Source organism: Nocardiopsis potens DSM 45234 (assembly GCF_000341105.1).
In the GTDB taxonomy this organism is placed as follows: domain Bacteria; phylum Actinomycetota; class Actinomycetes; order Streptosporangiales; family Streptosporangiaceae; genus Nocardiopsis_A; species Nocardiopsis_A potens.
Genome location: NZ_ANBB01000055.1, coordinates 1 through 21,096, shown reverse-complemented (window position 1 = coordinate 21,096; position 21,096 = coordinate 1). Strand labels below are relative to the sequence as shown.

The following is a 21,096-nucleotide window of genomic DNA, read 5'->3' as shown; positions in this document are numbered from 1 at the left end:
GGCGGGGCGCTAGTCGAGCTCCTGCCCCTCGGGGGTGGACCCGACGAACCGGACCAGTCTCCGCTCGTCCTCGGCGGGCAGGTGGAGGCCGAACACCTCGCGCAGCACCTGCGGGATCTGCTCCGGATCCAGGTGGCGGTCGGCCGGTGCGGCGCTCGGGGTCTGCGTCTGGAGCCTCCGGTCGGTGAGCACGAGGCGCTCCCGCAGCCCGTTGCGCTGCACGGTGAGCATCCGGTGGAACGGGGACCGGGGGTGGTGCGAGGCGATGTAGTTGTGGTCGGCGTAGTCGGCCCGGTAGAAGGGGGCGGTGGAGAAGTAGTAGAGCGGGAACCAGCCCTCGGCGGTGGCGTACCGGAGCAGCCATCCGCGGGGGGTGTCGTCCAGCCGGTAGGTCCAGTCGCCCTGGTGCGAGACGGCGCCGTCCGCCAGCGGGACCGGCTCCAGCGGGCCGACGCCGCCGACGCCGGTGTCGGCGATCCAGGCACCGCCGTCCGCCTCGACCTTGAGGATGGTGTGCCCGACCGTGCGGAGCACGTCCAGGCCGCGTCCGAACAGGAGGCGGGCGCTCAGCCCGGTGACCCGGAAGCCGAGCCTGTCCAGTGCGGTGGCGAACAGGACGTTCTGCTCGTGGCAGTAGCCGCCGCGGCGGCGGACCACCATCTTGTCCTGGAGGTCGGCGATGTCGAGGGAGATCTCCCGGCCGAGGAGCACGTCCAGGTTCTCGAACGGGATCGCCCGGGCGTGCGCCCGGTTCACCTCCCGCAGCACCTCCCAGGTGGCCTCGCGCGGCCCGCGGTAGCCGATCCGCTCCAGGTAGGCGTCGAGGTCGAACTCCTCGCTCTGCCACCCGTACTCGGGTCCGGGCGGCGGGACCTCGGGGACGGGGATGTCCGATACGTCGGTGTGCTGTGCCCCGGCGGCGGTCGCTGCGGCCATGTCGTCCTCCCGTGTTCCTCGCTGAGGACTCCACCGTGCCGGGAGGCCCTTGCCGGGCACTGTCCGCCGACTGTCGATCCACCCGCCGGCCCCTGTCCGCCCCGGGGGCCTCACTCCGGGGAGGGGGTCTCCCGGCGCATGTGCAGCAGGGGGAAGGGGCGGCCGTCGTCGTCCAGCGGGGAGCGGCCGGTCTGCACGAAGCCCTTCCGCCGGTAGAAGGCGATCGCCTGCGGGTTCTGCTCGTTCACGTCCAGGGTGAGCACCGGGTGGCGTTCGGCGGCCCAGGCCAGGAGCAGGCCGCCGATGCCCCGGCCGCGTGCGGCCGCGTCGACGAACAGCATGTTCACGTGCGAGCCGGCCAGGCCGATGAAGCCGAGCGGCCGCCCGTCCGGGTCGGCGGCGACGTGCACCGGGTGGGCCGGCAGGTACTCGCCGCACAGCCGGGCCTCGTAGTGGTCGACGTCCTCGGGGGTGAGGAAGTCGTGCGTGGCCTCCACCGCGCTGCGCCAGACGGCGGCCAGCGCGCCGTGCTCCTCCGGCCCGGCGGCGGGCCGCACGGTGACGCCCGCGGTGCCGCCTGTGGTTCCGTCCGCGGTGCCGTTCGGGGAATCGCCCATGTCCGGCACGCTACCGCTCCGCCCGCCGGGGCGGACAGCGGGTTTCCCGCCGCCCGGGGCGGCGGTGCGGAGGTCCGGGGAGGGGCGGGGGAAGGTCCGGAAAAAGGAAAGCGCGAGGGCCGCCTCCATGTCCCCCCTCAAAATCACGGAGGCGGCCCTCGCTTTGGGAACGGCCTGCGACTCCTCCCCCCTGGAGTCGCGGCCTTCGAAAGCTCGCGAAGCGCGTGAAGGGTATTTCTCTCTCGCGCTGGTACATAGATTACCCACTGAGACCTCGACTAACAACCCTCCGTCACAGGAAATTACTTAAAGTGATGGCCATTCCCGAACCTGTGACGGCCCAAGTGGGACGGGGGTTCGGTCAAGTGGGGGGCAGAAGGCGGGCGGTCCCGAGCGGACATAGCCTGGACGGGTGCGAATCCGACTGTTGACGCCCAGGTGGATCGGCCTGCACCTGGTGGCGGTGCTGGCCATCGCGGTGTGCATGGGGGCCGGCTACTGGCAGTTCGTGCGCGCCCAGGAGCCGGACCGCAGCGAGGTGTCCACCCCCGCCCAGGAGCTGGCCGAGGCCGAGCCGCTGGACCGGGTGACCGAGCCCGGGGCCTACATGCCCGAGAGCGACGGCAACACCGCGGTCACCGCCGAGGGGACCTACGCCGACACGCCCCCGCTGCTCGCCCCCGGGCTCAGCGCCGGCGGCGAGCCCGGCTACTACGTGATCGCACCGCTGCTCACCGCGGAGGACACCGCGGTGGTGGTGAACCGCGGCTGGATCCCGCGGGCCGACGGCGAGGACGGGGTCCCCGACGGGCTCCCGGAGCCGCCGGAGGGCGAGGTCTCGGTGACCGGGTGGCTGCAGCCGCCGCAGAAGAACGAGGAGGGCTACTCCCCGATCGACGTCCCCGAGGGGCACGTCGCGCGGATCGCACCGTCGGTGCTGGTGAACACCTGGCCGTACCGGCTCTACGAGGGCTACGTGGTGCTCGGGGAGCAGGAGCCCGCCGACACCGCGGCCGAGGGCGCCGCGGTCGGGCTGGAGCCCGCGCCGCCGCCGCGGCCGGAGGAGAAGATCTCCTGGAACTGGCGGAACGTCAGCTACGCCGCCCAGTGGGGGGTGTTCGGCCTGGCGGTGGTCGTCTTCTGGGTCTCGCTGATGCGCCGCGAGCTGGAGGACGCCGCCGAGGGCGCGGAGGACGGCCCGGACGGCGGCGCGGGTGGCGATGCGCCCCCGCCCGGCCCGGAGGGCCCGGCGGCGGAGGACGGCTCCCCCGCAGAGGACGGAACCCCCGCCGGGGGCGGCGGCACCGCGGACGGCCCGGGCGCCGAGCCCGCGGAGGCGGCCGCCCGGCGCTGACCGGGCGGCCCGGCAGAGAGACGACTCGGCGCCGCGGGGGTCGCAGAGCGCTCTGCGATCCCCGCGGCGCCGAGGCCGCTTCAGGGACGGAGGAGGGGCGGCCCGGCCGCCCCGGACTTCCGGCGGCGGGGTCAGGCCGCCGCGGCCCGGGCGTCCTCGGCGTCCATCGCGGCCTTCTCCGCCTTGGCCAGCCGGTGCTCGATGACCATCCCGACGAACGGGATGGTGCCGGCCAGGGCCACGCCGACCGTCCGGCCCGCGCTCCACCGGCGGCCCAGCGCCAGCCAGATGACCACCAGCACGTAGGCCATGTAGATGTAGCCGTGCGGGATGGCGATGAACAGCATCAGCACCGATTCCGGTCCGAACAGGTGCTCCATCCCGGCCGGGGCCGGCACCAGGGCCAGCGCGGAGGTCTCGCCCACCAGGTACTTGGCCGGCATGGCCACGAAGACCAGCAGGAGCAGGGCGATACCGGTGATGTAGGCCAGCACGCGGTAGAGCGTGAACGGGAGACGCTTCTTATCCACAGGGGCACCTCGGTGTGCTCGGACTCAGAGAGCGGGCCCGGCGCCCGCCGTCCGGTTGCCGGGACCCTCTTGCCCTTCGACCCTAAGTGCTGTATGGAGCCGTCTCTCCGCGGGGCCGGTCACACCGCCCGGCCCCCGGCTACAGGTTCCCCGCCTCCCTGGTCGGGCTGGTCCACCGGCCGTCGGAGCTGGCGGTCCATGCCTGCGGGATGGTGCGCAGGGTGAGGAAGGAGTCGATCACCCGCATCGGCAGGAAGAACAGCCCGTAGACCAGGTAGCTGGGGCGCCGCCGGATGGTGGCCATCACGCAGGTCAGGACGTAGTCCGGGATGAACAGCCCGACCGCGATGGTGGCCAGCGGCAGCACCGCCTCCACCGCGTCGTAGCCGGCCGCGTAGAACCCCAGGCCGAGCACGGCGCCCCCGGTGAGCTCCGGGACCAGCATGAAGACCCCGAGCAGCACGGTGGCGATGAGCAGCACCGCGACCAGCAGCACCTCGAGGATGTAGAAGAACAGCGCGAACCAGAACAGGCTCGGCCAGACGCCGTGCCGACGGACGGTCTGCCAGAACCCCAGCGTCCAGCGGCGCACCTGCTTGACGTAGTCCCGCATGGTGAACGGGTCCTGGCAGTAGGCCCGGGTGTCCGGGCGCATCGAGATCCGGCCCAGTCGCTTGTGGTGCACCTCGAAGGTCATGTTGAAGTCCTCGATCACCAGCCCCTTGGGGTTGATGTCCAGGCGCTTGAGCACGTCGGAGCGGTACACGCTGGCGAAGCCGGGGACGATGAAGGTGACGCTGGTGAACCGCCAGGTCTGGCCGAACCGCATCAGGTACTGCAGCATCCAGTAGAGCCGGTCCCGGTAGGCCGAGATGAGCCGGCCGACCAGGGTGCGCTCCTGGGGCTTCCACTCGGCGACGACGAACCCGGCCACCGCCGCGACGCCCTGCTCGGACAGCTGCCGGCGGGCGCCCTCGACGTAGCGCTCGTCCAGCTCGGTGTCGGCGTCCAGGATGAGCACCGCGTCGTAGTTCTCGGTCAGGTCGAACTCGGTGATCACCGCTTCGATCGCGCCGGCCTTGCCCCGGTTGCTGAGCAGCTCCAGCACGTTGACGCCGGTCTCCGCGGCGATGTCCGCGGTGGCGTCGTGCGAGCTGTCCGAGACCACGTAGATGTCCCACCGGTTGAACAGCCGCAGCGCCGAGGCGATCGCGCCGTCGATCACCGGCTCCTCGTTGTGCGCCGGGATGATCACGGCCATCGAGATCTGCTCCGCAGCCGCGGCCGTCGCGGTGCCCGCCGCGGTCCCGGACTCGGCCTCCGCGGCCTCCTCCAGCGGGCCGGTCCCGCCTCCGCCGGCGGAGCCCCCGCCGGGCCGCGCCCGGCCGGGGCCGCCCGCGGCCCGGGAGCGGACCAGGACCTGTTCCTCGGCCGCGGCCCCCTCCTCGGTGGCGAGCCGCACCCGGCGGCGGCCCCGGGCGCGGCGGGCGGCGCGCCGGGCGGCCAGGCCGCGGAGCGTGTCGTCGCCGAGGCGCCCCCCGCCGATCAGGGTCCACACCAGGAGGTTGACGCCGAAGGCCATCCACAGGAAGAGCGGCGTACTGCCCCCCTCGGCGGCGGCCAGCGCGAACCTCAGCCACTGGACGAACAAGGTCACGGCGAGCGTCAGGGCGATGAGCCCCGCCACCCAGCTGCCGATGAAGCGTGCGGTACGCACCGAGGTTTCCTCCACACGGGCGAATCGGGACTTGGAGGGTCTTTGGCCTCTGGTGACACTTCATACACCCCAGAGGCGAAGCGGTCGCGATCGGACGGACGGTTTTGGGCCGACCTTGACCGACAAAGCCAGTATTGAGGTGACGTTTCCGCGAGGCTGTAAGTTCACCGGCGGGGGCGACCTAAGTAGGCCACGCGAATCGCGGGGTCGGCCTTGCGGTGGACCAGAGCCGTTGATGCAATACCTGGAGGGGCGGGCGGAACCACCCCGTGTACGAAGTTTCCACATATTCGCCGTCTTCGAGCGGCGATCGGCCGCACGAAACGGACGACGACCCGGACAGAGCAGTGTCCCTACCGGACGCAGGCCCGAACTCGGCGCACAATCGCAGGACAGAGGCGGCACCCGCCTCCGAGCAGCCGTACACAGCGAGTGAAGTCCCCGCCTCGGAGAGGAAGCCCAGTGCGTGTAGCCATGCACCAGCCGCACTATCTGCCTTGGCTGGGCCTCATCGACAAGATCGACAGAACGGATCTTTTTATCGTTCTCGATCATGTCCAGTATGAACGCAAAGGATGGCAGAACCGAAACTATGTCGCGGGCAAGGGCGGACCGGTCCTGCTGACCGTCCCGGTGATCCAGCAGAGCCGGGACGAGCGAATCATGGACAAAAAGATAGATACGTCTCGGCCATGGCGGGACAAACACCGGCGGACCATAGCGGAGCACTGCTACCGCAAGGCGCCTTTCTGGGACGAGTACGCCGAAGCGGTCATCTCGCTGTACGACCGGGATTGGGAGCGGCTGGACGAACTCGCGATGGCCAGCACGGAGCTGGTGCTGGACGCCTTCGGCATCGATACGCCCGTCATCCGCGCCAGCGACCTGGGCGAGTTCCCGGGGCAGAAGAGCGAGCTGCTGGCGCAGCTGTCGGCGAAGGTCGGGGCCTCCTCGATGCTCTCCGGGGACGGCGCCCAGGACTACGTCGACCAGCGGGTCTTCCAGCGCTACGGCATCGCCGTCGAATGGCAGAACTTCGTCCACCCGGAGTATCCGCAGTTCAACCGGAAGGCAAAGGACGGGTTCCTACCGCGCATGGCCGCCTTGGACCTGCTGCTCAACGCCGGGCCCTCCGGGATCGACCTGATCCGCCGCTCCCGCACGGAGAGCGGGCCCGCTCCGCAGGACATCGAGGACGCGGCCGACGCCACAGGGGAGGCCCCGGGGGCCTGACCAGGTGCGCTCCGGCGTCGCCGGTGCTCGGCGTGGCAACCGTCACACCCGCATGAACGTCACTGATCATAGCTGGTCAGTGCCTTCATCGACCGATCCCCCATGGATAGGAACTCCGCATGACGATCGACTGGTCCCAGCAACGCATCCTCGTCTTCGCTCCGCACCCGGACGACGAGACCCTCGGCTGCGGCGGGCTCATGCACCGCGCCAAGGCCGCCGGCGCCGAGGTCTACGTCCAGTTCCTCACCGTCGGAGACACCGCCGACAACTCGGCCAAGGGGTTCTCCACCGCCGACGAGCGGTACGCGGAGATCAAGGAGGTCGCCGACCACTTCCGGTGGGACGGCTGGCACATCGCGTTCCCGGGCGACGAGTACCACCTCAAGCTCGACGCGCTGCCCCGGTTCGAGATGTCCAACGTGATCGAGCGGAACAGCCCGCTCTCCATCGCCGAGCTGCGGCCGACGGTCGTCATCGCACCGCACCGCACCAGCTACAACCAGGACCACCAGGTCACCGCGGAGGCCGTGCACACCGCGCTGCGGCCGTCCAACACCCGGCTGCGGCACCACCCGCGGCTGGTCCTGGCCTACGAGGAGGCGGCCGACCAGTGGCGCTACGAGGCCGCCCCGTCCCCGAACCTCCTGGTGGAGCTGGGCGAGGAGGACATGGAGGCCAAGCTCTCCGCGATGCGCCTCTACGGGACCCAGATCCACGAGCACCCGCACACCCGGTCCGAGCAGACGCTGCGCAGCCTCGCCGTGCTCCGCGGCATGCAGACCGGGGTCGCCCTCGCCGAGGGCTTCTACGCCATGCGCCTGCTCGCCTAGGGCGGCGCCGACCGACCCCGGCGTGCGGCCCGATGCGCGCCGGGGCTGACCGGAACACCGTGACCCTCAGGAGGGGGAGGCACCTTGAAGGCCCTCGTCACCGGCGGAGCCGGCTTCATCGGATCGCATCTGTGCGACCATCTCGTCGCCCACGGGCACAGCGTCGCGGCCCTGGACGACCTGTCGACCGGAAGGGAGTCCAATCTCGAGCAGCTGGCCGGGAACCCGTCCTTCGAGCTCGTCAAGGGCTCGGTCCTGGACAAGAGCCTGGTGGACGACGTGGTCGCCGAGTGCGACACGGTCTTCCACCTCGCCGCGGCGGTGGGCGTGCACACCATCGTGGACAAGCCGCTGGAGTCGCTGCACATCAACCTGCAGGGCACGGAGAACGTGGTGGAGTCGGCGGCCAGGAGGCGGGCCCGCTTCATGGTCGCCTCCACCAGCGAGGTCTACGGCAAGAACGACGCCGAGGGCCTCTCCGAGGACGCCGACCGGGTGCTCGGGTCGCCGCTGAAGAGCCGGTGGTCGTACGCGGCCGCCAAGGGCCTGGACGAGCTGGTCGCCTACATCTACGGCGAGGAGTCCGGCCTGCCCTGCGTCATCACCCGGTTCTTCAACATCGTCGGCCCGCGGCAGACCGGCCGCTACGGCATGGTGGTGCCGCGCTTCGTCTCCCAGGCGGTGGCCGGCGAGCCGATCACCGTGTACGGCACCGGCGACCAGCGCCGCTGCTTCGGTTCGGTGTTCGACGTCGTCCCGGCGGTGGTGAAGCTGATCGACACCCCGGCGGCCTACAACCGCGCGGTGAACCTCGGCGGCAAGGAGGAGGTCTCCATCCGGGGTCTGGCCGACCGGGTGATCGAGCTGACCGGCTCGCCGAGCACCGTCGCCTACGTTCCCTACGAGGAGGCCTACGGCGAGGGCTACGAGGACATGCAGCGCCGGATGCCCGACACCTCGCTGGCGCACGAGCTGATCGGCTACGAGCCGCGGCGCCGGCTGAACGACATCATCGCGTCCATCATCGACCACGACCGCGCGAGCGGGCCGGACCGGCGGAAGGCCGTCGCCCGACCCTGACGAGCCGGGCCGGACACCGTCCATCCGGCCCCTTCCGGCGGCGCTGCCGCCCTCATCCGATCAGCGCGCTCAGTGCCACGGCGATCGCGAAAACGCAGGTCCCCGCGCTGATCAGAATCCTCATCCAGCTCCGTGCGAGCGGTGCCGCAGGCCCGTGCGCAGCGCCTCCGTGCGCCCGGCGGCCGTCCGCCCGCCACCTGCGCCGCACGTGCACCGCCGCGGCGATCGCGATCCCCACCGGCAGCAGCGCCACGGCCGCCCGGAGGAACGTCCCGCCCGGGTCCTGCGGGGCGCCCTCCTGGAACGGGTCCCGGACGTAGAGCAGGGCCACGACCACCAGCACGATCACCGTGCGCTGCCAGGCCAGCAGCGTCCGCTCGGCCTGCAGCCCGGGGTCGCGCCGCGCGCCGCCCTCCGCCGGCCGGCTCATCCGAGCACGTTCCCGAACAGCACCACCATGCAGACCAGGGCCACGCCCAGCGCGGTGAGCAGCGGGAGCAGGCCGTTCGGGAGCGGGCGCTCGTGCCGCATCGCGTCCTGCACCCGGCGCCAGCGCAGCGGCGCGTAGACGGTGATCACCACCGCCATCGCGGTCAGCGTCGAGCCGACCACCAGCCGCGGCGTGTCCGCCCAGTCCAGCGGGACCAGGTGCAGTACCGCGACCGCGCCGGCGACCAGGGCGAGCGCGGTGCGGATCCAGGCCAGGAAGGTCCGCTCGTTGGCGAGGGTGAACCGGTAGTCCGGTTCGCTCCCGGCGTCCTTCCGCCCGCCGTCCCCGTCCTCCGCGCCCGATGCCATGACGCCCCCTGTCTCCGCCCGATCCGTCTCGGCCCGGCCCCTCCGGTCCTCGCTGACGACCTTAATGACCTGCGGCTTTTCCTCCCAAGTCGGTATTGTTCAGTAGTTTTGTCGGGAATCGGGACCGGCCCGGCCGAACCCGGGCCGGAGCGGGAATCCGGTGCCGCCGATCGCGCTTGCGGAATGAATCCGCGGGCAGGACCGCTCTACGAGGGACCGGCCCGCGAACGAGATTCAGGAGAAGCAGTGGCCACCATCGAGCTGACCAAGGACAATTTCAACGAGACCCTCACGGACAACGAGTTCGTGCTGATCGACTTCTGGGCCTCCTGGTGCGGTCCGTGCCGGCAGTTCGCCCCGGTCTTCGAGAAGGCCTCCGAGGAGAACCCGGACCTGGTCTTCGCCAAGGTCGACACCGAGGCCCAGCAGGAGCTCGCGGCGAGCTTCGACATCCGCTCCATCCCGACCCTGATGGTGGTCCGGGACAAGACGGTGGTCTACGCCCAGCCCGGCGCGCTGCCCAAGGAGAGCCTGGACGACCTGATCGGCCAGGCCCGGGAGCTGGACATGGACGAGGTCCGCAAGGAGATCGAGAAGCAGCAGTCCGGCGACGCGCAGTCGTGAGCGCGGGTCGGAGGGCGGCGGCGCCGAGGTGAAGGCGCCGCCGCCCGTCGCGGCTCAGGCGTGCGAGCCGCCGTCGACGCGCAGCTCCACGCCGCGCACGAAGGCGCCGTCGTCGGAGGCGGCGAAGGCGATGGCCCCGGCGATCTCCTCCGGCGCGCCCATGGCCACCGGCGGGGTGATCCGGGCGTAGTAGGAGCCGTCGGCGTTCTCCGGGAAGGAGACCGCGTTGGTGAGCGGGGTCTCGACCCCGCCCGGGGAGACGGCCAGCACCCGGACGCCGCGCTTCCACACCTCCGCGGCCAGGCTCAGGGTGAAGGCCAGCACCGCCCCCTTGGAGGCGGCGTAGGCCGCCATGGCGGGGTGGGCGTGGGTGGCCGAGGTGGAGGCGGTGTTGACCACGACGCCGCCGGCGGCCTCCAGGTGCGGCATGGCCTCCCGGCAGAACAGCATGGTGCCGGCGGCGTTCACCGCGAACTGCCGGTTCCAGTAGTCCAGGGTGATGTCCTCAAGCGGCACCACCTTGTGGAAGCCGGCCACATTGATCAGCAGGTCGATCGCGCCGAAGCGGTCCGCGGCGGCCTCGACGGCGCCGCGCACCGCGGCCTCGTCGGAGACGTCGGCGGGGTGCACGACCGCCTCCGGTCCGTCCGGGCCGTTCTCCTCCCTGATCAGCCGCAGCGTCTCGGCCAGCCCCTCTTCGTCGAGGTCGACGAGGAGCAGCCGGGCCCCCTCGGCGGAGAGCCGCAGCGCCGTCGCCCGCCCGATCCCGGACGCGGCCCCGGTGAGGATGCCGGCCCTGCCGGTGAAGCGTCGTCCGATCCCGGCCTTGTCCATGTGCTCTGCCCACTTCCTCCGGGGTGCGCCCCGGGTACCGTGATCATCGTATTCCTATTAGGAATATCAGATTCCGATATGAGCATTATCAAGCACGCGCTAGGTAGGATCCAAGGGTTCGCCGCCGGCGGCCCGGCGCAGGCGGCGGAGTGCGGGCGGGGCGGACCCCGGGCCCCGGGCACGGGGTGGGGAGTCCCACACCGGCGGGCGGCCGGGCCGCCCTCGCGGAACCGGGCCGCCCCGGTCAGCTCCGGGTGCGCGCCAGGTAGACGACGTCCGGTTCGCCCGCGCGGGCCGGCACCGAGATCTCGGCGACCCCGCCGAACCGGCGCTCCAGCAGGGCGGCGAAGGCCGGGGCCCGCATCGCGCTCCAGAACGCGACCGCGCCGCCCGGCACCGCGACCGCCTCGATCAGGTCCAGCGCGGCCGGCTCGTACAGCCGCCCGTTCTCCGCGCGCACCGTCCAGTCCGGGCCGTTGTCGGTGTCCAGGCAGAGCACGTCGTACCGGTCGCCGCCGGCGGCGGCGCGGCCGGCCGCCTCCGCCAGCCAGACCGCCAGGTCGGCGCGGACCAGCTCGCACCGGGGCTCGTCCGGCAGGTGCCCGGCGACCGCGCCGAGCGGGCCGGAGTGCCACTCGATGACCTTCGGCTCCAGCTCGACCACGGTGACCCCGCCGGTCCGCGGGTGGTCCAGCGCCTCGCGCGCGGAGAAGCCCACGCCCAGCCCGCCGATCAGCACCCGGGCGCCGGAGGTCCCCTCCGGCAGCGCGTCCAGGGCCGCGCGGACCATCTTCCGCTCCGAGGCCCCGTCCCGGGTGTCCATCAGGAACACCCCGTTGCTCAGGATCTCCCAGTGCGCACCCGCCCGCCGGAGCACCAGCTCGCCGCCGGCCTCCCCCTCGGCTCGGTGCACCACCTGCGGCTCCGGCTCCGCGGACTTCGACACTGCTCTCCCTTCCCCGGCCCGGAACCGGCGGAGGTGCGCCCACCCTGTGTTGATCTTGGACTTATCGACCGGTCCGGGCCGGGGCTCCCCGGTCCCTGCGCTCAGAGGCGGCAGGCGTAGATGTCGGTGACCAGGATCGCCCGGGCGCCCAGCTGCCACAGGTCGTCCATGATCTGCTGGGCGGAGCGGCGCGGGACCATGGCGCGCACGGCCACCCAGCCCTCGCGGTGCAGCGGGGAGACGGTGGGCCCCTCCATGCCGGGGGTGAGCGCGACGGCGGTGTCCAGCTTCTCCGCGTGCACGTCGTAGTCCATCATCACGTAGTCCCGGGCGACCAGGACGCCGCGGAGCCGGCGCAGCAGCCGGTCGACCTTGTCGTCCTCCCCGGCCCCGCGCGGGCGGATGACGACCGCCTCGGAGGTGAGGATCGGGTCGCCGAACAGCTCCAGGCCGGCGTTGCGCAGGGTGGTGCCGGTGGAGACGACGTCGGCCACCGCGTCGGCCACGCCCAGCTGGATCGCGCTCTCCACCGCGCCGTCCAGGTGGATGACGCGCGCCCGGACGCCCTTCTCCTCCAGGTAGCGCTCGAGCAGCCCCTCGAAGGAGGTGGCGACGCGCTTCCCCTCGAGGTCCTCGATCTTCATCGACGACCCGTTGCGCGCGGCGAACCGGAAGGTGGAGCCGCCGAACCCGAGCGGGAGCACCTCCTCCACCGGGGCGCCGGAGTCGAGGAGCATGTCCCGGCCGGTGATCCCGGCCTGCAGGATCCCCTCGCCGACGTAGACCGCGATGTCCTTGGGGCGGAGGAAGAAGAACTCGGTCTCGTTGTCCGGGTCGACCAGGACGAGGTCCCGGGAGTCCTTGCGCTGGCGGTAGCCGGCCTCGCGGAGCATCTCGCTGGCGGGACCGGAGAGCTGGCCCTTGTTGGGCACGGCGATACGGAGCATGTCGGGCATGTGCGGCGTTCCTCTGCTGGTGGTCACTGCTTCGGCGTCCGGACGTCGGCGGCGCGGCCGATCACCGGGCCCGGGGCGCGGCGCGCCCCGAAGGCGGACCCGGGACCGGCCTACAGATGCTTGTAGACGTCCTCCAGGCGCAGCCCGCGCGCCAGCATGAGGACCTGGAGGTGGTAGAGGAGCTGGGAGATCTCCTCCGCGGCGGCCTCGTCGGACTCGTACTCCGCGGCCATCCAGACCTCGGCGGCCTCTTCGACGACCTTCTTGCCGATCGCATGCACGCCGGCGTCCAGGGCCGCGACCGTCCCGGACCCCTCGGGCCGGGTGCGCGCCTTCTCGGACAGCTCGGCGAACAGCTCTTCGAAGGTCTTCATCATCACTTTCCTCAGGTGACTCGCCCTACCAGGGTAGGCGCCCCGGCGCCCGCCCGTGACCGCGACCCCGGATTCGGCGCGGACGCGGCCCCGGGCCCGGCGCCGCACGGGCCTCCCCGCGGAGCGCTCGCCCCGGGCGTCCACCGGGCCGGCGGCCCAGGACACTAGACTCGCCGGCATGCCCGGAACCGCCCCCCGGCGACCCGCCCGGCTCCGCGAGCCGGCGGCGCCCTCGCTGCCCGAGCGGCTCGGGACCGCCGCCCTGCCCGGCCACGGCATCGCCGACGACGCGGTGCGCACCGCGCTGGACTACGGCGACCTGGACCTGTCCGCCCTCCGGGCCGAGGACCCGGTGGTCGACGGCTGCCGGTTCGACCGGACCCGGCTCGCCGGGACCGTCCTGCTCCGCGCGGACGTCTCCGACACCGAGTTCCGCGGCGCCGACCTGGCCGGCGCCCGGTTCCCGGACGGGGCCTTCTCCACCACCGCGTTCCTGCGCAGCAGGCTCACCGGCGCCGCCTGGACCGAGTGCGGGCTGCGCGAGGTCCTGTTCGAGGGCTGCAAGGCCGACCTGGCGTCGTTCCGCTTCTCCCGGTTCGTCCGGGTGGTCTTCCGCGACTGCGACCTGCGCGAGGCGAACTTCCAGCGCGCGGACCTGCGCGGCGCCCGGTTCGAGGGCTGCCGGCTGGAGGCCGCGCAGTTCAGCGGCGCCTCGATGGCGGGCACCCGGTTCACCGGCTGCGAGCTGCACGGCATCGGCGGCGCCGCCGCACTGGACGGCGCGGTGGTGGGCGGCTCGGACGCGCAGAGCCTGCTGCGCGTCTTCGCCGCGGCGCTGGGCGTCACCGTGGAGGACTAGGACCCCGCAGGCCGCACCGGTGCGCTGTCCCGGCCGCGCCGCCGGCCGCTGAGCTCGGCGTCGAGCGTCTGCTGCGCCTCGCGCATGCCCTCGATGTGGACGGGGTCCTCCATCCGCTCCCACATCAGCTCCTCGGTGACGTCCTCGACGTGGGCGGTCACCCACCAGATGTTGCCGAAGGGGTCCTTGACCCGGCTTCCGCGCTGGCCGAAGGCGTTGTCCATGGTGCGGGTGACGACCCGGGCGCCGGCCGCGACGGCCCGCGCGCACGCCTCGTCGGCGTCGGGCACGAACACGCGCAGGAGGCTGGGCATGGCGGGCCAGTCCGAGTGCCGGTCGAAGGCGAGCACGACGGTGTCGCCGACGCGGATCTCCCCGTGGCCGATCTTGCCGTCCTCGGTGGGCACCCGCCCGATCTCCACGCCGCCGAACGCCTCGGCGACGAAGTCGAGGAAGGCGCCGGTGTCGTCGGTGACGACCCACGGTGCGACTGTGGTGTACCCCGCCGGTGCGGCACTGGCCTGCTCGGACATCGCGATCCCTTCGCCGGTGTTCGGTGTCGGGGACGATGTTGGGCGGGAACCCGGTCCGTACGCGTCCTGAATGGCGCCGCCCCGGACGCCGGATCCGCGAGCGGCGGCCCGGCTCCCGGAGCCCCGGGCGGAGCCGCCGCGGAGTACCGTTGCGGTCCTCCCCGAAGAACCGGACGCTCGGAGGTCGCATGCCGGACAAGGCCCCTCGGGAACGGACCGTGCTCACCGGCCCTGACGGTGCGCCGCTCCTCGACTACCTGGACCGCTCGGCCGGAGACGCCCGGGTCGCGGCCTCCCTGCGGCCGCTCGGCCCCGGGGCGGCCCGCGCCGCCGCCGAGCGGCTGGCGGGGTGGCGGGTGGTCGCCCCGGAGGAGTTCGCCCGGGAGCTCGTCGGCCTGGGCGGGAGGGCGACCCGGCGGGCGCACGAGATGCGCCGGCCGCTGGCCTCCGACCCGCCGCCCGCCTCCTGGCCGGACCTGGCGCCCGAGGCCGGCGGGCTGCGGATCACCCCGCTGGACCGGACTCCGGAGGAGGTGTTCCGGGCGCTCGACGCGGCCTTCCCGCCCGGCCACCCGGACCGGCCCGCCGACCGCGACGACCCGGTCGAGAAGTTCCGGGCGCTGCTCATGCTGCTCAGCGGGGCGGTCCTGGGGCCGGTGATGGGGCTGAGCGCGCTCGTGGTCGACGAGGAGCGCCCCGAGGGCGACCGGGTGGCCGCCGGCCTGATCCTCAACGACCGGTCGGACGACGTGCCGTGGATCGGCGAGGTGTTCCGCCGCCCCGAGCCGCGCTACGCGGGCCTCGGCGGGCTGCTGCTCCGCCGGGCACTGGCCCGCGCCTCCGCCGCCGGCCTGGCCGAGGTCGGCCTGGCGGTGACCGCGGACAACCCGGCCAAGCGCCTCTACGACCGCCTGGGCTTCCGCGACCAGGGCGTGTTCACCACGGTGCTGCTCCCAGAGCGGCCGGACTGACCGCTCCGCCGGAGAGTCCGGCACAGGACACACGGCGCGGAGACCCGGAGCGGATTTCCGCGCCTTGCGCACCCGGGCCGACCGGACGGCGCCGGCCGCGGCCCTCCCCGGCCGGACCAGGCGCCGCACGGGCCCGGCGGCGGTGCGCACGGAGCGGGGACCGGGAGCGGAGTTCCGCACCCCGCGCACCGGAACCGACCGGACGGCGCCGGCCGCGCCCCTCCCCGCTCGGTCAGGAGGAGGCGCCGCGCCGGGCGAGGCGGCCGGCGGCGGCGCGGTACAGGGTGCGCGGGATTCCGCGGAGCAGCCCGTCGGCGGCCCGGTACTGGGCGCCCGGGACGACCGTGCCGCGGCCGGCCGCCCAGGCCCGCAGCGCGTCCCGGACCACCTGCTCCTTGGGCACGAAGGCCAGGTCGGGCAGGCCGCTCTCCTGCACGCCGCGGGTCATGTCGGTGCGGACGAACCCGGGCAGCACCGCGGTGACGTGCACCCCGTGCGGTGCGGTCTCCGCCGCGACCGACTCGCTCCACCGGGTCACGAAGGACTTTGCGGCGCTGTAGACCGAGCCGCCCGGGTTGACCGGGAGCTCCCCGGCCAGCGAGGACACGTTGATCACGCCGAGCGGGCGGCCCGGCCCCTCGGCGGCGCGCCGGGCGATCTGCACCGGGAGCACCGCGCCGGCGAGCCGGAGCACGGCGCGCACGTTCAGGTCGATCATCGCGTCCACGTCGTCCGGGTCCTGCTCGGTGAAGACGCCGCCGTCGCCGCGGCCGGCGTTGTTCACCAGCAGGTCGATCGGGGCCCGGCCGTCGGTGCCGTCGGCTCTGAGCCGCTCGGCCGCGGTGCGCACCCCCTCGGGGGTCCCCAGGTCCGCGGGGAGCACCTCGGTGCGGGCGCCGTACCGGTCGGCCAGCTCCTCGGCGAGTCCTTTCAGCAGCTCGGCCCGGCGGGCCACCAGCACCAGGGCGTAGCCGCGCTCGGCCAGGTCGCGCGCGAACCGCTCGCCGATGCCGGTGGAGGCCCCGGTGACCAGTGCGGTCCGGGGGTGGGAGGTGCCGCTCATCGATGCTCCTTCCGAGGGGCCCGGCCGGCGGGCCGGGACGGGTCGGTCGCCTCGGGAGGGCCCTGGCCCGCGGCGCCTTCCGGGACCCTGCGGCCGCGGGCGCGCGGGACGGGGCGCCGGCGGGGTCCGGTACGCCCCGGATCGTCCCGAGGGGTATCCCAGTCTGCGGCACGGCGGGCGGCCGCCGGAACGCGGGCCGGGCGGCGTCCCGGCCCGCCCCTCCCTGAACTCGTGACCTGCGACGGACCCGAGACCGGCGCCGGCCTGCCGGCCGCGGAGCTGCGCGCCGCCCTGCGGGAGAGGCGGACGCCGCCGAGCGGCCGTCCGGCGGATGATCCGGGGCGGGTTCCCCCCTCCCCCGCGGGGCGGCGGGCGGTTAGGGTCCGGGAGCAGAATCCGGTTCGGTCCCCCGGGCCCGCCGCGGCGGGCCCACCCCCGAAGGGAGCAGGTGCGCCGATGCGGCCCAGCCAGGAGACCCTCGACTTCCTCGAACTCATGACCCGCAACGGACCCGAGATCGGCGCCGGCCTGCCGGCCGCGGAGCTGCGCGCCGCCCTGCGGGAGAGGCGGACGCCGCCGAGCGGCCCGGAGATCGCCCTGGTCCGCGCGGCCGAGGCGCCCGGCCCCGCCGGCCCGGTCCCGCTCCGGCACTACCACCCGGAGCCCGGGGCGGTCCTGCCCGGCGTCGTCTTCTTCCACGGCGGCGGGTTCGTCATCGGCGACCTGGACTCGCACGACCACGTATGCCGGATCATCGCGGCCGGCACCGGCGCGTCGGTGGTCTCGGTGGACTACCGGCTCGCCCCGGAGCACCCCTTCCCCGCCCCGGTCGACGACGCCTTCGCCGCACTGCGCTGGATCGCCGCCAACGCCGGGGAGTTCGGGATCGACCCCGGGCGGCTGGCGGTCGCCGGGGACAGCGCGGGCGGCTGCCTGGCCGCGGTCACCGCGCAGCTGGCCCGGGACGCCGGCGGCCCCGGCCTGGCATTCCAGGCCCTGGTCTACCCGGTGGTCGACTGGACCGCGGACGAGACCGGGGAGCGCTACCCCTCGTACCGGGAGAACGGTCAGGACTACTTCCTCACCGCCGGCGCCATGAGCTGGTTCGCCGACCAGTACCTCGCCTCCCCCGCCGACGCGGAGGACCCCCGGTGCTCGCCGCTGCTCGCCGGCTCGCTGGAGGGGCTGCCGCCGGCGCTGGTGCTCACCGCCGACTTCGACCCGCTGCGTGACGAGGGCGAGGCCTACGCGCGGGCGCTGGCCGCGGCCGGCGTTCCGGCCACCACGGTCCGGATCAACGACGGGTTCCACGGCATCCTCGGCTTCGGCGCCTTCCTCGGCTCCGCGCGGCGGGCCGAGACCGCGGTCAACGCGGCGCTCCGGCACGCCTTCGCCGCGGAGGGCTGACCCCCGCCCGCCGGATCCGGGGCGGCGGACCGGCCGCCCCGGGCCCGGAACACCCGCCGGGACTTCACACATTCCGAACAGGACACGTACTAACGTGCTGCGCATGGCAGCGACTAAGAGTCCCTCCGACGCTTTCCGCATCGACTCCCGGCTGCGCGACGCCGGGCTCTTCCTGCGCGAGGCCCTGCGCACCTTCCGGGCGACCGGCTCGGTCGTCCCGAGCAGCCCCGCGCTGGCCGCGGCCCTCACCCGCCACCTGGCCGAGCGGGACGACCCGTCCGCCCCGCTCTCGATCCTGGAGGGCGGCGCCGGCACCGGCCCGGTCTCCCGGTCCATCGCCGCGAACATGCGCCCCGGCGACACCGCCGACCTGGTCGAGGCCAACTCCGAGATGGCGGCGCGCCTGCGCACCCTGGTGGAGACCGACTCGGACTTCGCCGCGGTCCGGGACCGGATCGAGGTGCACGACCGGCTGGTCACCGAGATGGGCCCGGACCGCCGCTACGACGTGATCATCTCCGGCCTGCCGTTCGCCAACTTCACCGCCGAGGAGGTCCGGGAGATCCTGGACTACTACTTCACCGTGCTGCGCCCGGGCGGCCGGCTGTCGTTCTTCGGCTACCTGTACACCAAGGAGGTCAAGGCGGTCATCGCCCCCCGGGAGGACTACCTGCGCCAGGCGCGCTCCTCCTGGGTGGTCGAGGAGTGGGTGAACCGGTACGGCGTGCACACCGACCGGGTGGTCGCCAACTTCCCGCCGGCCTGGATCCACCACCTGCGCAAGCCGCAGGAGTGACCGTCAACTTTTATTGACAACTCCACACCGCCCCCCTATCGTCAGCTTTAGTTGACGGTCAACTTTTGTTGACTCGTCTCGGCGATAGGAGGACGGCCATGTTCGAACGCTTCACCAAGGGCGCCCGCGCCGCCGTCACCGGCGCGCAGGAAGCCGCCCGGGACCTCGGCGACGGCCGGATCGGCACCGAGCACGTGCTGCTCGGGCTGGCCGGCGAGGCGGCGGGGAGCGCGGCGCGGGCACTCGCCGAGCACGGCGCCGGACCGGAGGAGCTGCGCGGCGCCGTCCGGGCCCTGGAGCGCGGCCACCCGGCGCCGCGCCGGGGCCTGTTCGGCGGGCGGCACCTGCCCTTCACCCGGAGCGCGAAGAAGGCGCTGGAACTCGCGCTGCGCGAGGCGATCCGGCTGAACCGCCGCGGGCCCTCGATCCGCACCGGGCACGTGCTGCTCGGCCTGCTGCGCGCCGAGGGCCGCGCCGCCGAGGCCCTGATCCGCCTCGGCGTCGACCGCGCGGCCCTGCGCGACACCGCCGAGCGGCTGCTCCGGGAGCCGTGAGCGCGGACCGGGCCGGGCGTCCCGCCTTCCGCCCGCCGCACCACGGCCCGCCCTGGCGCGGCCGCCTCCCCGGACCGCCCCGCCGGCCGCCGCCCGGGGAGCCGGATCCCCCGCCGGCGGCCGGCGGGCGGAGGGAGAGCCGGCCGGCCGGTCCCTCCACGGCCAGCGAGAGGCCCGGCGGGCCGGGGCGGACCGGGACCGGAAGGCCGAGCGCGGCCAGCGGCCCCTCCGCGGCCCCCGGATCCGGGTGGTGCAGGGTCGCCGCGAGCGGGCGGACCTCCGGCGGCCCCGAATCGGCCGGGTGCGGGGAGCCGCCCCAGTCGATGAGGAAGGGCACCGCCCCCGGACGGGCCGCGTCCGGGTCGGTGAGCCGCCATTCGAGCAGGGCGCCGCCGGGGACCCGGCGGCTCATCGAGAGGACCTCGCCGGGGTCGTAGCCCGCGGCGCGGGCGCGGCGCACCGCGCCGTCCAGGTCGGGGGTGCGGACCGCCCAGGTGACCGCGCCGGGGCCGGGCAGGCCGTCGATGCCGAAGGGGCGCGGCCGCCCGGGCTCCTCCTGCTCCGGGTCGGGGCCGATGATCTCCAGATAGGCCCTGCCGCCCAGGCCGACCAGCAGGTTCCGGGTGCCCCAGCCGGGATGCGCGCCGCCCGGCGCCGGTTCCACCCCGGTCTCCCGGGCGAAGCGGCGCGCCGCCGCTTCGAGGTCCGGTACCGCGTAGACGATGTGGTCGAGTTCGGCTCCGTCGGGGAAGGGGAGAATGCCGTCCATGGCGACCATTCTCCGATGCGGCGGCGCGCCCGGGGCCGTGTCCCGCCGTTCTCCCGGGGACGCGCCCGGCGCCCGGCCCGGTCCCCGCCCTGCGCGAGGCCGCCTTCCGCGCCCGCTCCGGGCACGGCTGCCCCGCCGACTTCCCTCCTCCGTCCGCCGCCCGGCAACCCGGGTCCGGCTTGGGCGAACGGGCACCAGGCTCAGCGGTCAATGGCACACGGCAGAGGCTCCGCCCCCTCGGGACGGGAGAGCCGGCGCCGTTCCCGGCGGTCGACCGTGCACGGCGAAGAATCCGCCCCCTCCGATCGGGAGAGCGGGCGCCGGGCCCGGTGCTCAACCGCGCACGGCGAAGAATCCGCCCCCTCGGGACGGGAGAGCGGGCGCCGTTCCCGGGTCTCCCGGGGGCCGCGCGGGCGGCCGCCCGGCCGCGGGGCCGCGCCGCGGGGAAGGCGCAGGCAGAACGCACAGGCCCTGCCCGGCGGTCTGCCGCGGTCCGTCGGTGGAAGGCGGAGAGGGATGACGCTTCCGCGCAGACCCGCCGGGCCGGGCTCCGGCCCGCCCTTCCCGAAGCGGACGGGGCCGGTCCCTCGCCTCCGGGCGGCCTCCGCCGAGGAGGTCCGGGCCGCCCTCGCGGACCTCGCCGGCCTCGGCGGATTCTTCCCGGTCCCGGCGGCCGGGGAGACGACCGCGGGGACCGGGGAGGCGCCGGCCGGGACCGGGGAGGCACCGGCCTGGCGTCCGCTCGCCGGGCTGCGCGAACCGGCCTACCTGGACGGGCGGGTCGAGGCCGTCCGGCGGGTCTTCGCCGAGCGGACCGGCATCGCCCCGGAGGAGGTGCCGCCGCGCATCGCCGCGTCCGTGCTCCACCTCGGCATAGCCGAGCGGCTGCTCTCCCCCGCGATCGGCGCCGCGGTGCTGCACGGCGTCGTCCCCGCCCCGGACGCCTGGCGCTGGCGCCCGGCGCCGCGCGGGCCGCTGCCGCTGCTGGCGGACGGCGGGGGCGCGGCCGTGCCCGATCCCGCGGCCGACCCGGCGGGCGCCGCCGCCGCACTGGCCGGCGGCTATCTGGACGGCCTGGTGGAGCCGCTGTCCCGGGCGGTCGCCTCCCGGGTCGCGGTCTCGCCCCGCGTGCTGCGCGGCAATGCCGCCTCGGCGTTCGCGGGCGCCGTGCGTCACCTCTCCGAAGCCCGCCCGGAGGCCGCCCCCGGCGCGTCCGCCCTGCTCCGCGCGGCCCTGTCCGGCCGCCCGCTGAACGGCGCGGGACGCCTGGACCGGGGCGGGCGCTTCACCCGCCGCAGCTGCTGCCTCTACT

At 74.1% G+C, this 21,096-nt stretch carries 23 protein-coding genes and 1 pseudogene; 11 read left to right on the top strand and 13 right to left on the bottom strand.

Features of this window, described 5'->3' with window-relative positions; translation table 11 throughout:
* Positions 1-9: 9 nt before the first annotated feature.
* Together D459_RS0122270 and D459_RS0122265 are read right to left on the bottom strand one after the other, a co-directional pair.
* Positions 10-936 (bottom strand): arylamine N-acetyltransferase family protein, encoded by a 927-nt coding sequence (locus D459_RS0122270; protein WP_017595225.1) that lies wholly within the window; start codon positions 934-936, stop codon positions 10-12.
* Between the two features lie 110 nt (positions 937-1,046).
* Entirely contained in the window at positions 1,047-1,553 is a 507-nt protein-coding gene (locus D459_RS0122265; RefSeq protein ID WP_017595224.1) for an acetyltransferase, read from the bottom strand.
* 412 nt (positions 1,554-1,965) lie between these two features.
* Here D459_RS0122265 and D459_RS0122260 point away from each other — a divergent pair, with 412 nt between their 5' ends.
* On the top strand, positions 1,966-2,907 hold the full coding sequence (locus tag D459_RS0122260) for an SURF1 family protein (RefSeq protein WP_040710811.1): 942 nt from the start codon (positions 1,966-1,968) through the stop codon (positions 2,905-2,907).
* A 131-nt stretch (positions 2,908-3,038) separates the two neighbouring features.
* Here the strand turns inward: D459_RS0122260 and D459_RS0122255 are convergent, their stop codons facing one another.
* Complete coding sequence (locus tag D459_RS0122255; RefSeq protein WP_026120656.1) at positions 3,039-3,437, bottom strand: DUF3817 domain-containing protein; 399 nt, start codon at positions 3,435-3,437, stop codon at positions 3,039-3,041.
* Between the two features lie 139 nt (positions 3,438-3,576).
* Positions 3,577-5,154: a glycosyltransferase gene (locus D459_RS0122250; RefSeq protein WP_017595221.1), complete on the bottom strand. Its 1,578-nt coding sequence runs from the start codon at positions 5,152-5,154 to the stop codon at positions 3,577-3,579.
* 474 nt (positions 5,155-5,628) lie between these two features.
* Between D459_RS0122250 and D459_RS0122245 the strand changes: the two genes are divergently transcribed.
* The 3 genes from D459_RS0122245 (at position 5,629) to D459_RS0122235 (ending at position 8,300) form a co-directional block, all read left to right on the top strand.
* Positions 5,629-6,387 (top strand): WbqC family protein, encoded by a 759-nt coding sequence (locus tag D459_RS0122245; RefSeq protein ID WP_017595220.1) that lies wholly within the window; start codon positions 5,629-5,631, stop codon positions 6,385-6,387.
* A 119-nt stretch (positions 6,388-6,506) separates the two neighbouring features.
* Entirely contained in the window at positions 6,507-7,220 is a 714-nt protein-coding gene (locus D459_RS0122240; RefSeq protein ID WP_017595219.1) for a PIG-L deacetylase family protein, read from the top strand.
* Positions 7,221-7,304: 84 nt separating this feature from the next.
* Positions 7,305-8,300, top strand: a complete 996-nt coding sequence (locus tag D459_RS0122235; RefSeq protein ID WP_017595218.1) for an NAD-dependent epimerase/dehydratase family protein — start codon at positions 7,305-7,307, stop codon at positions 8,298-8,300.
* Between the two features lie 52 nt (positions 8,301-8,352).
* Here D459_RS0122235 and D459_RS0122230 read toward each other — a convergent pair whose 3' ends face one another.
* Positions 8,353-8,730 carry a DUF202 domain-containing protein gene (locus D459_RS0122230; RefSeq protein WP_017595217.1) on the bottom strand — a complete coding sequence of 126 codons (378 nt, stop codon included), beginning with the start codon at positions 8,728-8,730 and terminating at the stop codon, positions 8,353-8,355.
* Entirely contained in the window at positions 8,727-9,098 is a 372-nt protein-coding gene (locus D459_RS0122225; RefSeq protein ID WP_017595216.1) for a YidH family protein, read from the bottom strand. Before D459_RS0122225 ends, D459_RS0122230 begins: the two co-directional genes overlap by 4 nt.
* 246 nt (positions 9,099-9,344) lie before the next feature.
* On the opposite strand from D459_RS0122225, the gene trxA reads away from it, so the two are divergent.
* Entirely contained in the window at positions 9,345-9,722 is a 378-nt protein-coding gene (trxA, locus tag D459_RS0122220; protein WP_017595215.1) for a thioredoxin, read from the top strand.
* Between the two features lie 54 nt (positions 9,723-9,776).
* On the opposite strand, the gene D459_RS0122215 is transcribed toward trxA, so the two are convergent.
* The 4 genes from D459_RS0122215 to D459_RS0122200 form a co-directional block, all read right to left on the bottom strand.
* Positions 9,777-10,556 carry an SDR family NAD(P)-dependent oxidoreductase gene (locus D459_RS0122215; RefSeq protein WP_017595214.1) on the bottom strand — a complete coding sequence of 260 codons (780 nt, stop codon included), beginning with the start codon at positions 10,554-10,556 and terminating at the stop codon, positions 9,777-9,779.
* A 244-nt stretch (positions 10,557-10,800) separates the two neighbouring features.
* Positions 10,801-11,502 (bottom strand): spermidine synthase family protein, encoded by a 702-nt coding sequence (locus D459_RS0122210; protein WP_017595213.1) that lies wholly within the window; start codon positions 11,500-11,502, stop codon positions 10,801-10,803.
* Between the two features lie 101 nt (positions 11,503-11,603).
* Complete coding sequence (hisG, locus tag D459_RS0122205; protein ID WP_017595212.1) at positions 11,604-12,458, bottom strand: ATP phosphoribosyltransferase; 855 nt, start codon at positions 12,456-12,458, stop codon at positions 11,604-11,606.
* 110 nt (positions 12,459-12,568) lie between these two features.
* A complete protein-coding gene (locus D459_RS0122200) occupies positions 12,569-12,832 on the bottom strand; it encodes a phosphoribosyl-ATP diphosphatase (protein WP_026120655.1) in 264 nt (87 codons plus the stop codon).
* 178 nt (positions 12,833-13,010) lie between these two features.
* Between D459_RS0122200 and D459_RS0122195 the strand changes: the two genes are divergently transcribed.
* Positions 13,011-13,691 (top strand): pentapeptide repeat-containing protein, encoded by a 681-nt coding sequence (locus tag D459_RS0122195; protein WP_017595210.1) that lies wholly within the window; start codon positions 13,011-13,013, stop codon positions 13,689-13,691.
* On the opposite strand, the gene D459_RS0122190 is transcribed toward D459_RS0122195, so the two are convergent.
* Positions 13,688-14,224 (bottom strand): VOC family protein, encoded by a 537-nt coding sequence (locus D459_RS0122190; protein ID WP_017595209.1) that lies wholly within the window; start codon positions 14,222-14,224, stop codon positions 13,688-13,690. The two genes, D459_RS0122195 and D459_RS0122190, sit on opposite strands and share 4 nt — an antisense overlap.
* Before the next feature lie 218 nt (positions 14,225-14,442).
* On the opposite strand from D459_RS0122190, the gene D459_RS0122185 reads away from it, so the two are divergent.
* Positions 14,443-15,195 carry a GNAT family N-acetyltransferase gene (locus tag D459_RS0122185; RefSeq protein WP_241485100.1) on the top strand — a complete coding sequence of 251 codons (753 nt, stop codon included), beginning with the start codon at positions 14,443-14,445 and terminating at the stop codon, positions 15,193-15,195.
* Between the two features lie 232 nt (positions 15,196-15,427).
* On the opposite strand, the gene D459_RS0122180 is transcribed toward D459_RS0122185, so the two are convergent.
* The gene (locus D459_RS0122180; protein ID WP_017595207.1) at positions 15,428-16,258 is read right to left on the bottom strand and encodes an SDR family NAD(P)-dependent oxidoreductase; all 831 of its coding nucleotides are present in this window, start codon (positions 16,256-16,258) and stop codon (positions 15,428-15,430) included.
* 456 nt (positions 16,259-16,714) lie between these two features.
* On the opposite strand from D459_RS0122180, the gene D459_RS0122175 reads away from it, so the two are divergent.
* From D459_RS0122175 to D459_RS0122165, 3 genes are all read left to right on the top strand, one after another.
* On the top strand, positions 16,715-17,665 hold the full coding sequence (locus D459_RS0122175; RefSeq protein WP_017595206.1) for an alpha/beta hydrolase: 951 nt from the start codon (positions 16,715-16,717) through the stop codon (positions 17,663-17,665).
* A 103-nt stretch (positions 17,666-17,768) separates the two neighbouring features.
* A complete protein-coding gene (locus tag D459_RS0122170; RefSeq protein WP_026120654.1) occupies positions 17,769-18,461 on the top strand; it encodes a class I SAM-dependent methyltransferase in 693 nt (230 codons plus the stop codon).
* 98 nt (positions 18,462-18,559) lie between these two features.
* Positions 18,560-19,015, top strand: coding sequence for a Clp protease N-terminal domain-containing protein (locus D459_RS0122165; protein WP_017595204.1), 456 nt, complete (start codon positions 18,560-18,562; stop codon positions 19,013-19,015).
* 274 nt (positions 19,016-19,289) lie between these two features.
* Here D459_RS0122165 and D459_RS34595 read toward each other — a convergent pair.
* Positions 19,290-19,784: pseudogene (locus D459_RS34595) on the bottom strand (VOC family protein); the annotation flags it as partial.
* Between the two features lie 516 nt (positions 19,785-20,300).
* On the opposite strand from D459_RS34595, the gene D459_RS32395 reads away from it, so the two are divergent.
* The coding region (locus tag D459_RS32395) for a hypothetical protein (protein ID WP_017595203.1) at positions 20,301-21,096 on the top strand (796 nt) is incomplete at its 3' end.

What these genes read in the sequence shown, in the direction of transcription:
- hisG (WP_017595212.1), bottom strand. Translation starts at nt 12,458, where the DNA reads ATGCCCGACATGCTCCGTATCGCCGTGCCCAACAAGGGCCAGCTCTCC.
- D459_RS0122265 (WP_017595224.1), bottom strand. Translation starts at nt 1,553, where the DNA reads ATGGGCGATTCCCCGAACGGCACCGCGGACGGAACCACAGGCGGCACC.
- D459_RS0122175 (WP_017595206.1), top strand. Translation starts at nt 16,715, where the DNA reads ATGCGGCCCAGCCAGGAGACCCTCGACTTCCTCGAACTCATGACCCGC.
- D459_RS0122240 (WP_017595219.1), top strand. Translation starts at nt 6,507, where the DNA reads ATGACGATCGACTGGTCCCAGCAACGCATCCTCGTCTTCGCTCCGCAC.
- D459_RS0122190 (WP_017595209.1), bottom strand. Translation starts at nt 14,224, where the DNA reads ATGTCCGAGCAGGCCAGTGCCGCACCGGCGGGGTACACCACAGTCGCA.
- D459_RS0122270 (WP_017595225.1), bottom strand. Translation starts at nt 936, where the DNA reads ATGGCCGCAGCGACCGCCGCCGGGGCACAGCACACCGACGTATCGGAC.
- D459_RS0122170 (WP_026120654.1), top strand. Translation starts at nt 17,769, where the DNA reads ATGGCAGCGACTAAGAGTCCCTCCGACGCTTTCCGCATCGACTCCCGG.
- D459_RS0122195 (WP_017595210.1), top strand. Translation starts at nt 13,011, where the DNA reads ATGCCCGGAACCGCCCCCCGGCGACCCGCCCGGCTCCGCGAGCCGGCG.
- D459_RS0122230 (WP_017595217.1), bottom strand. Translation starts at nt 8,730, where the DNA reads ATGAGCCGGCCGGCGGAGGGCGGCGCGCGGCGCGACCCCGGGCTGCAG.
- D459_RS0122200 (WP_026120655.1), bottom strand. Translation starts at nt 12,832, where the DNA reads ATGAAGACCTTCGAAGAGCTGTTCGCCGAGCTGTCCGAGAAGGCGCGC.
- D459_RS0122180 (WP_017595207.1), bottom strand. Translation starts at nt 16,258, where the DNA reads ATGAGCGGCACCTCCCACCCCCGGACCGCACTGGTCACCGGGGCCTCC.
- D459_RS0122165 (WP_017595204.1), top strand. Translation starts at nt 18,560, where the DNA reads ATGTTCGAACGCTTCACCAAGGGCGCCCGCGCCGCCGTCACCGGCGCG.
- D459_RS0122225 (WP_017595216.1), bottom strand. Translation starts at nt 9,098, where the DNA reads ATGGCATCGGGCGCGGAGGACGGGGACGGCGGGCGGAAGGACGCCGGG.
- D459_RS0122215 (WP_017595214.1), bottom strand. Translation starts at nt 10,556, where the DNA reads ATGGACAAGGCCGGGATCGGACGACGCTTCACCGGCAGGGCCGGCATC.
- D459_RS0122245 (WP_017595220.1), top strand. Translation starts at nt 5,629, where the DNA reads ATGCACCAGCCGCACTATCTGCCTTGGCTGGGCCTCATCGACAAGATC.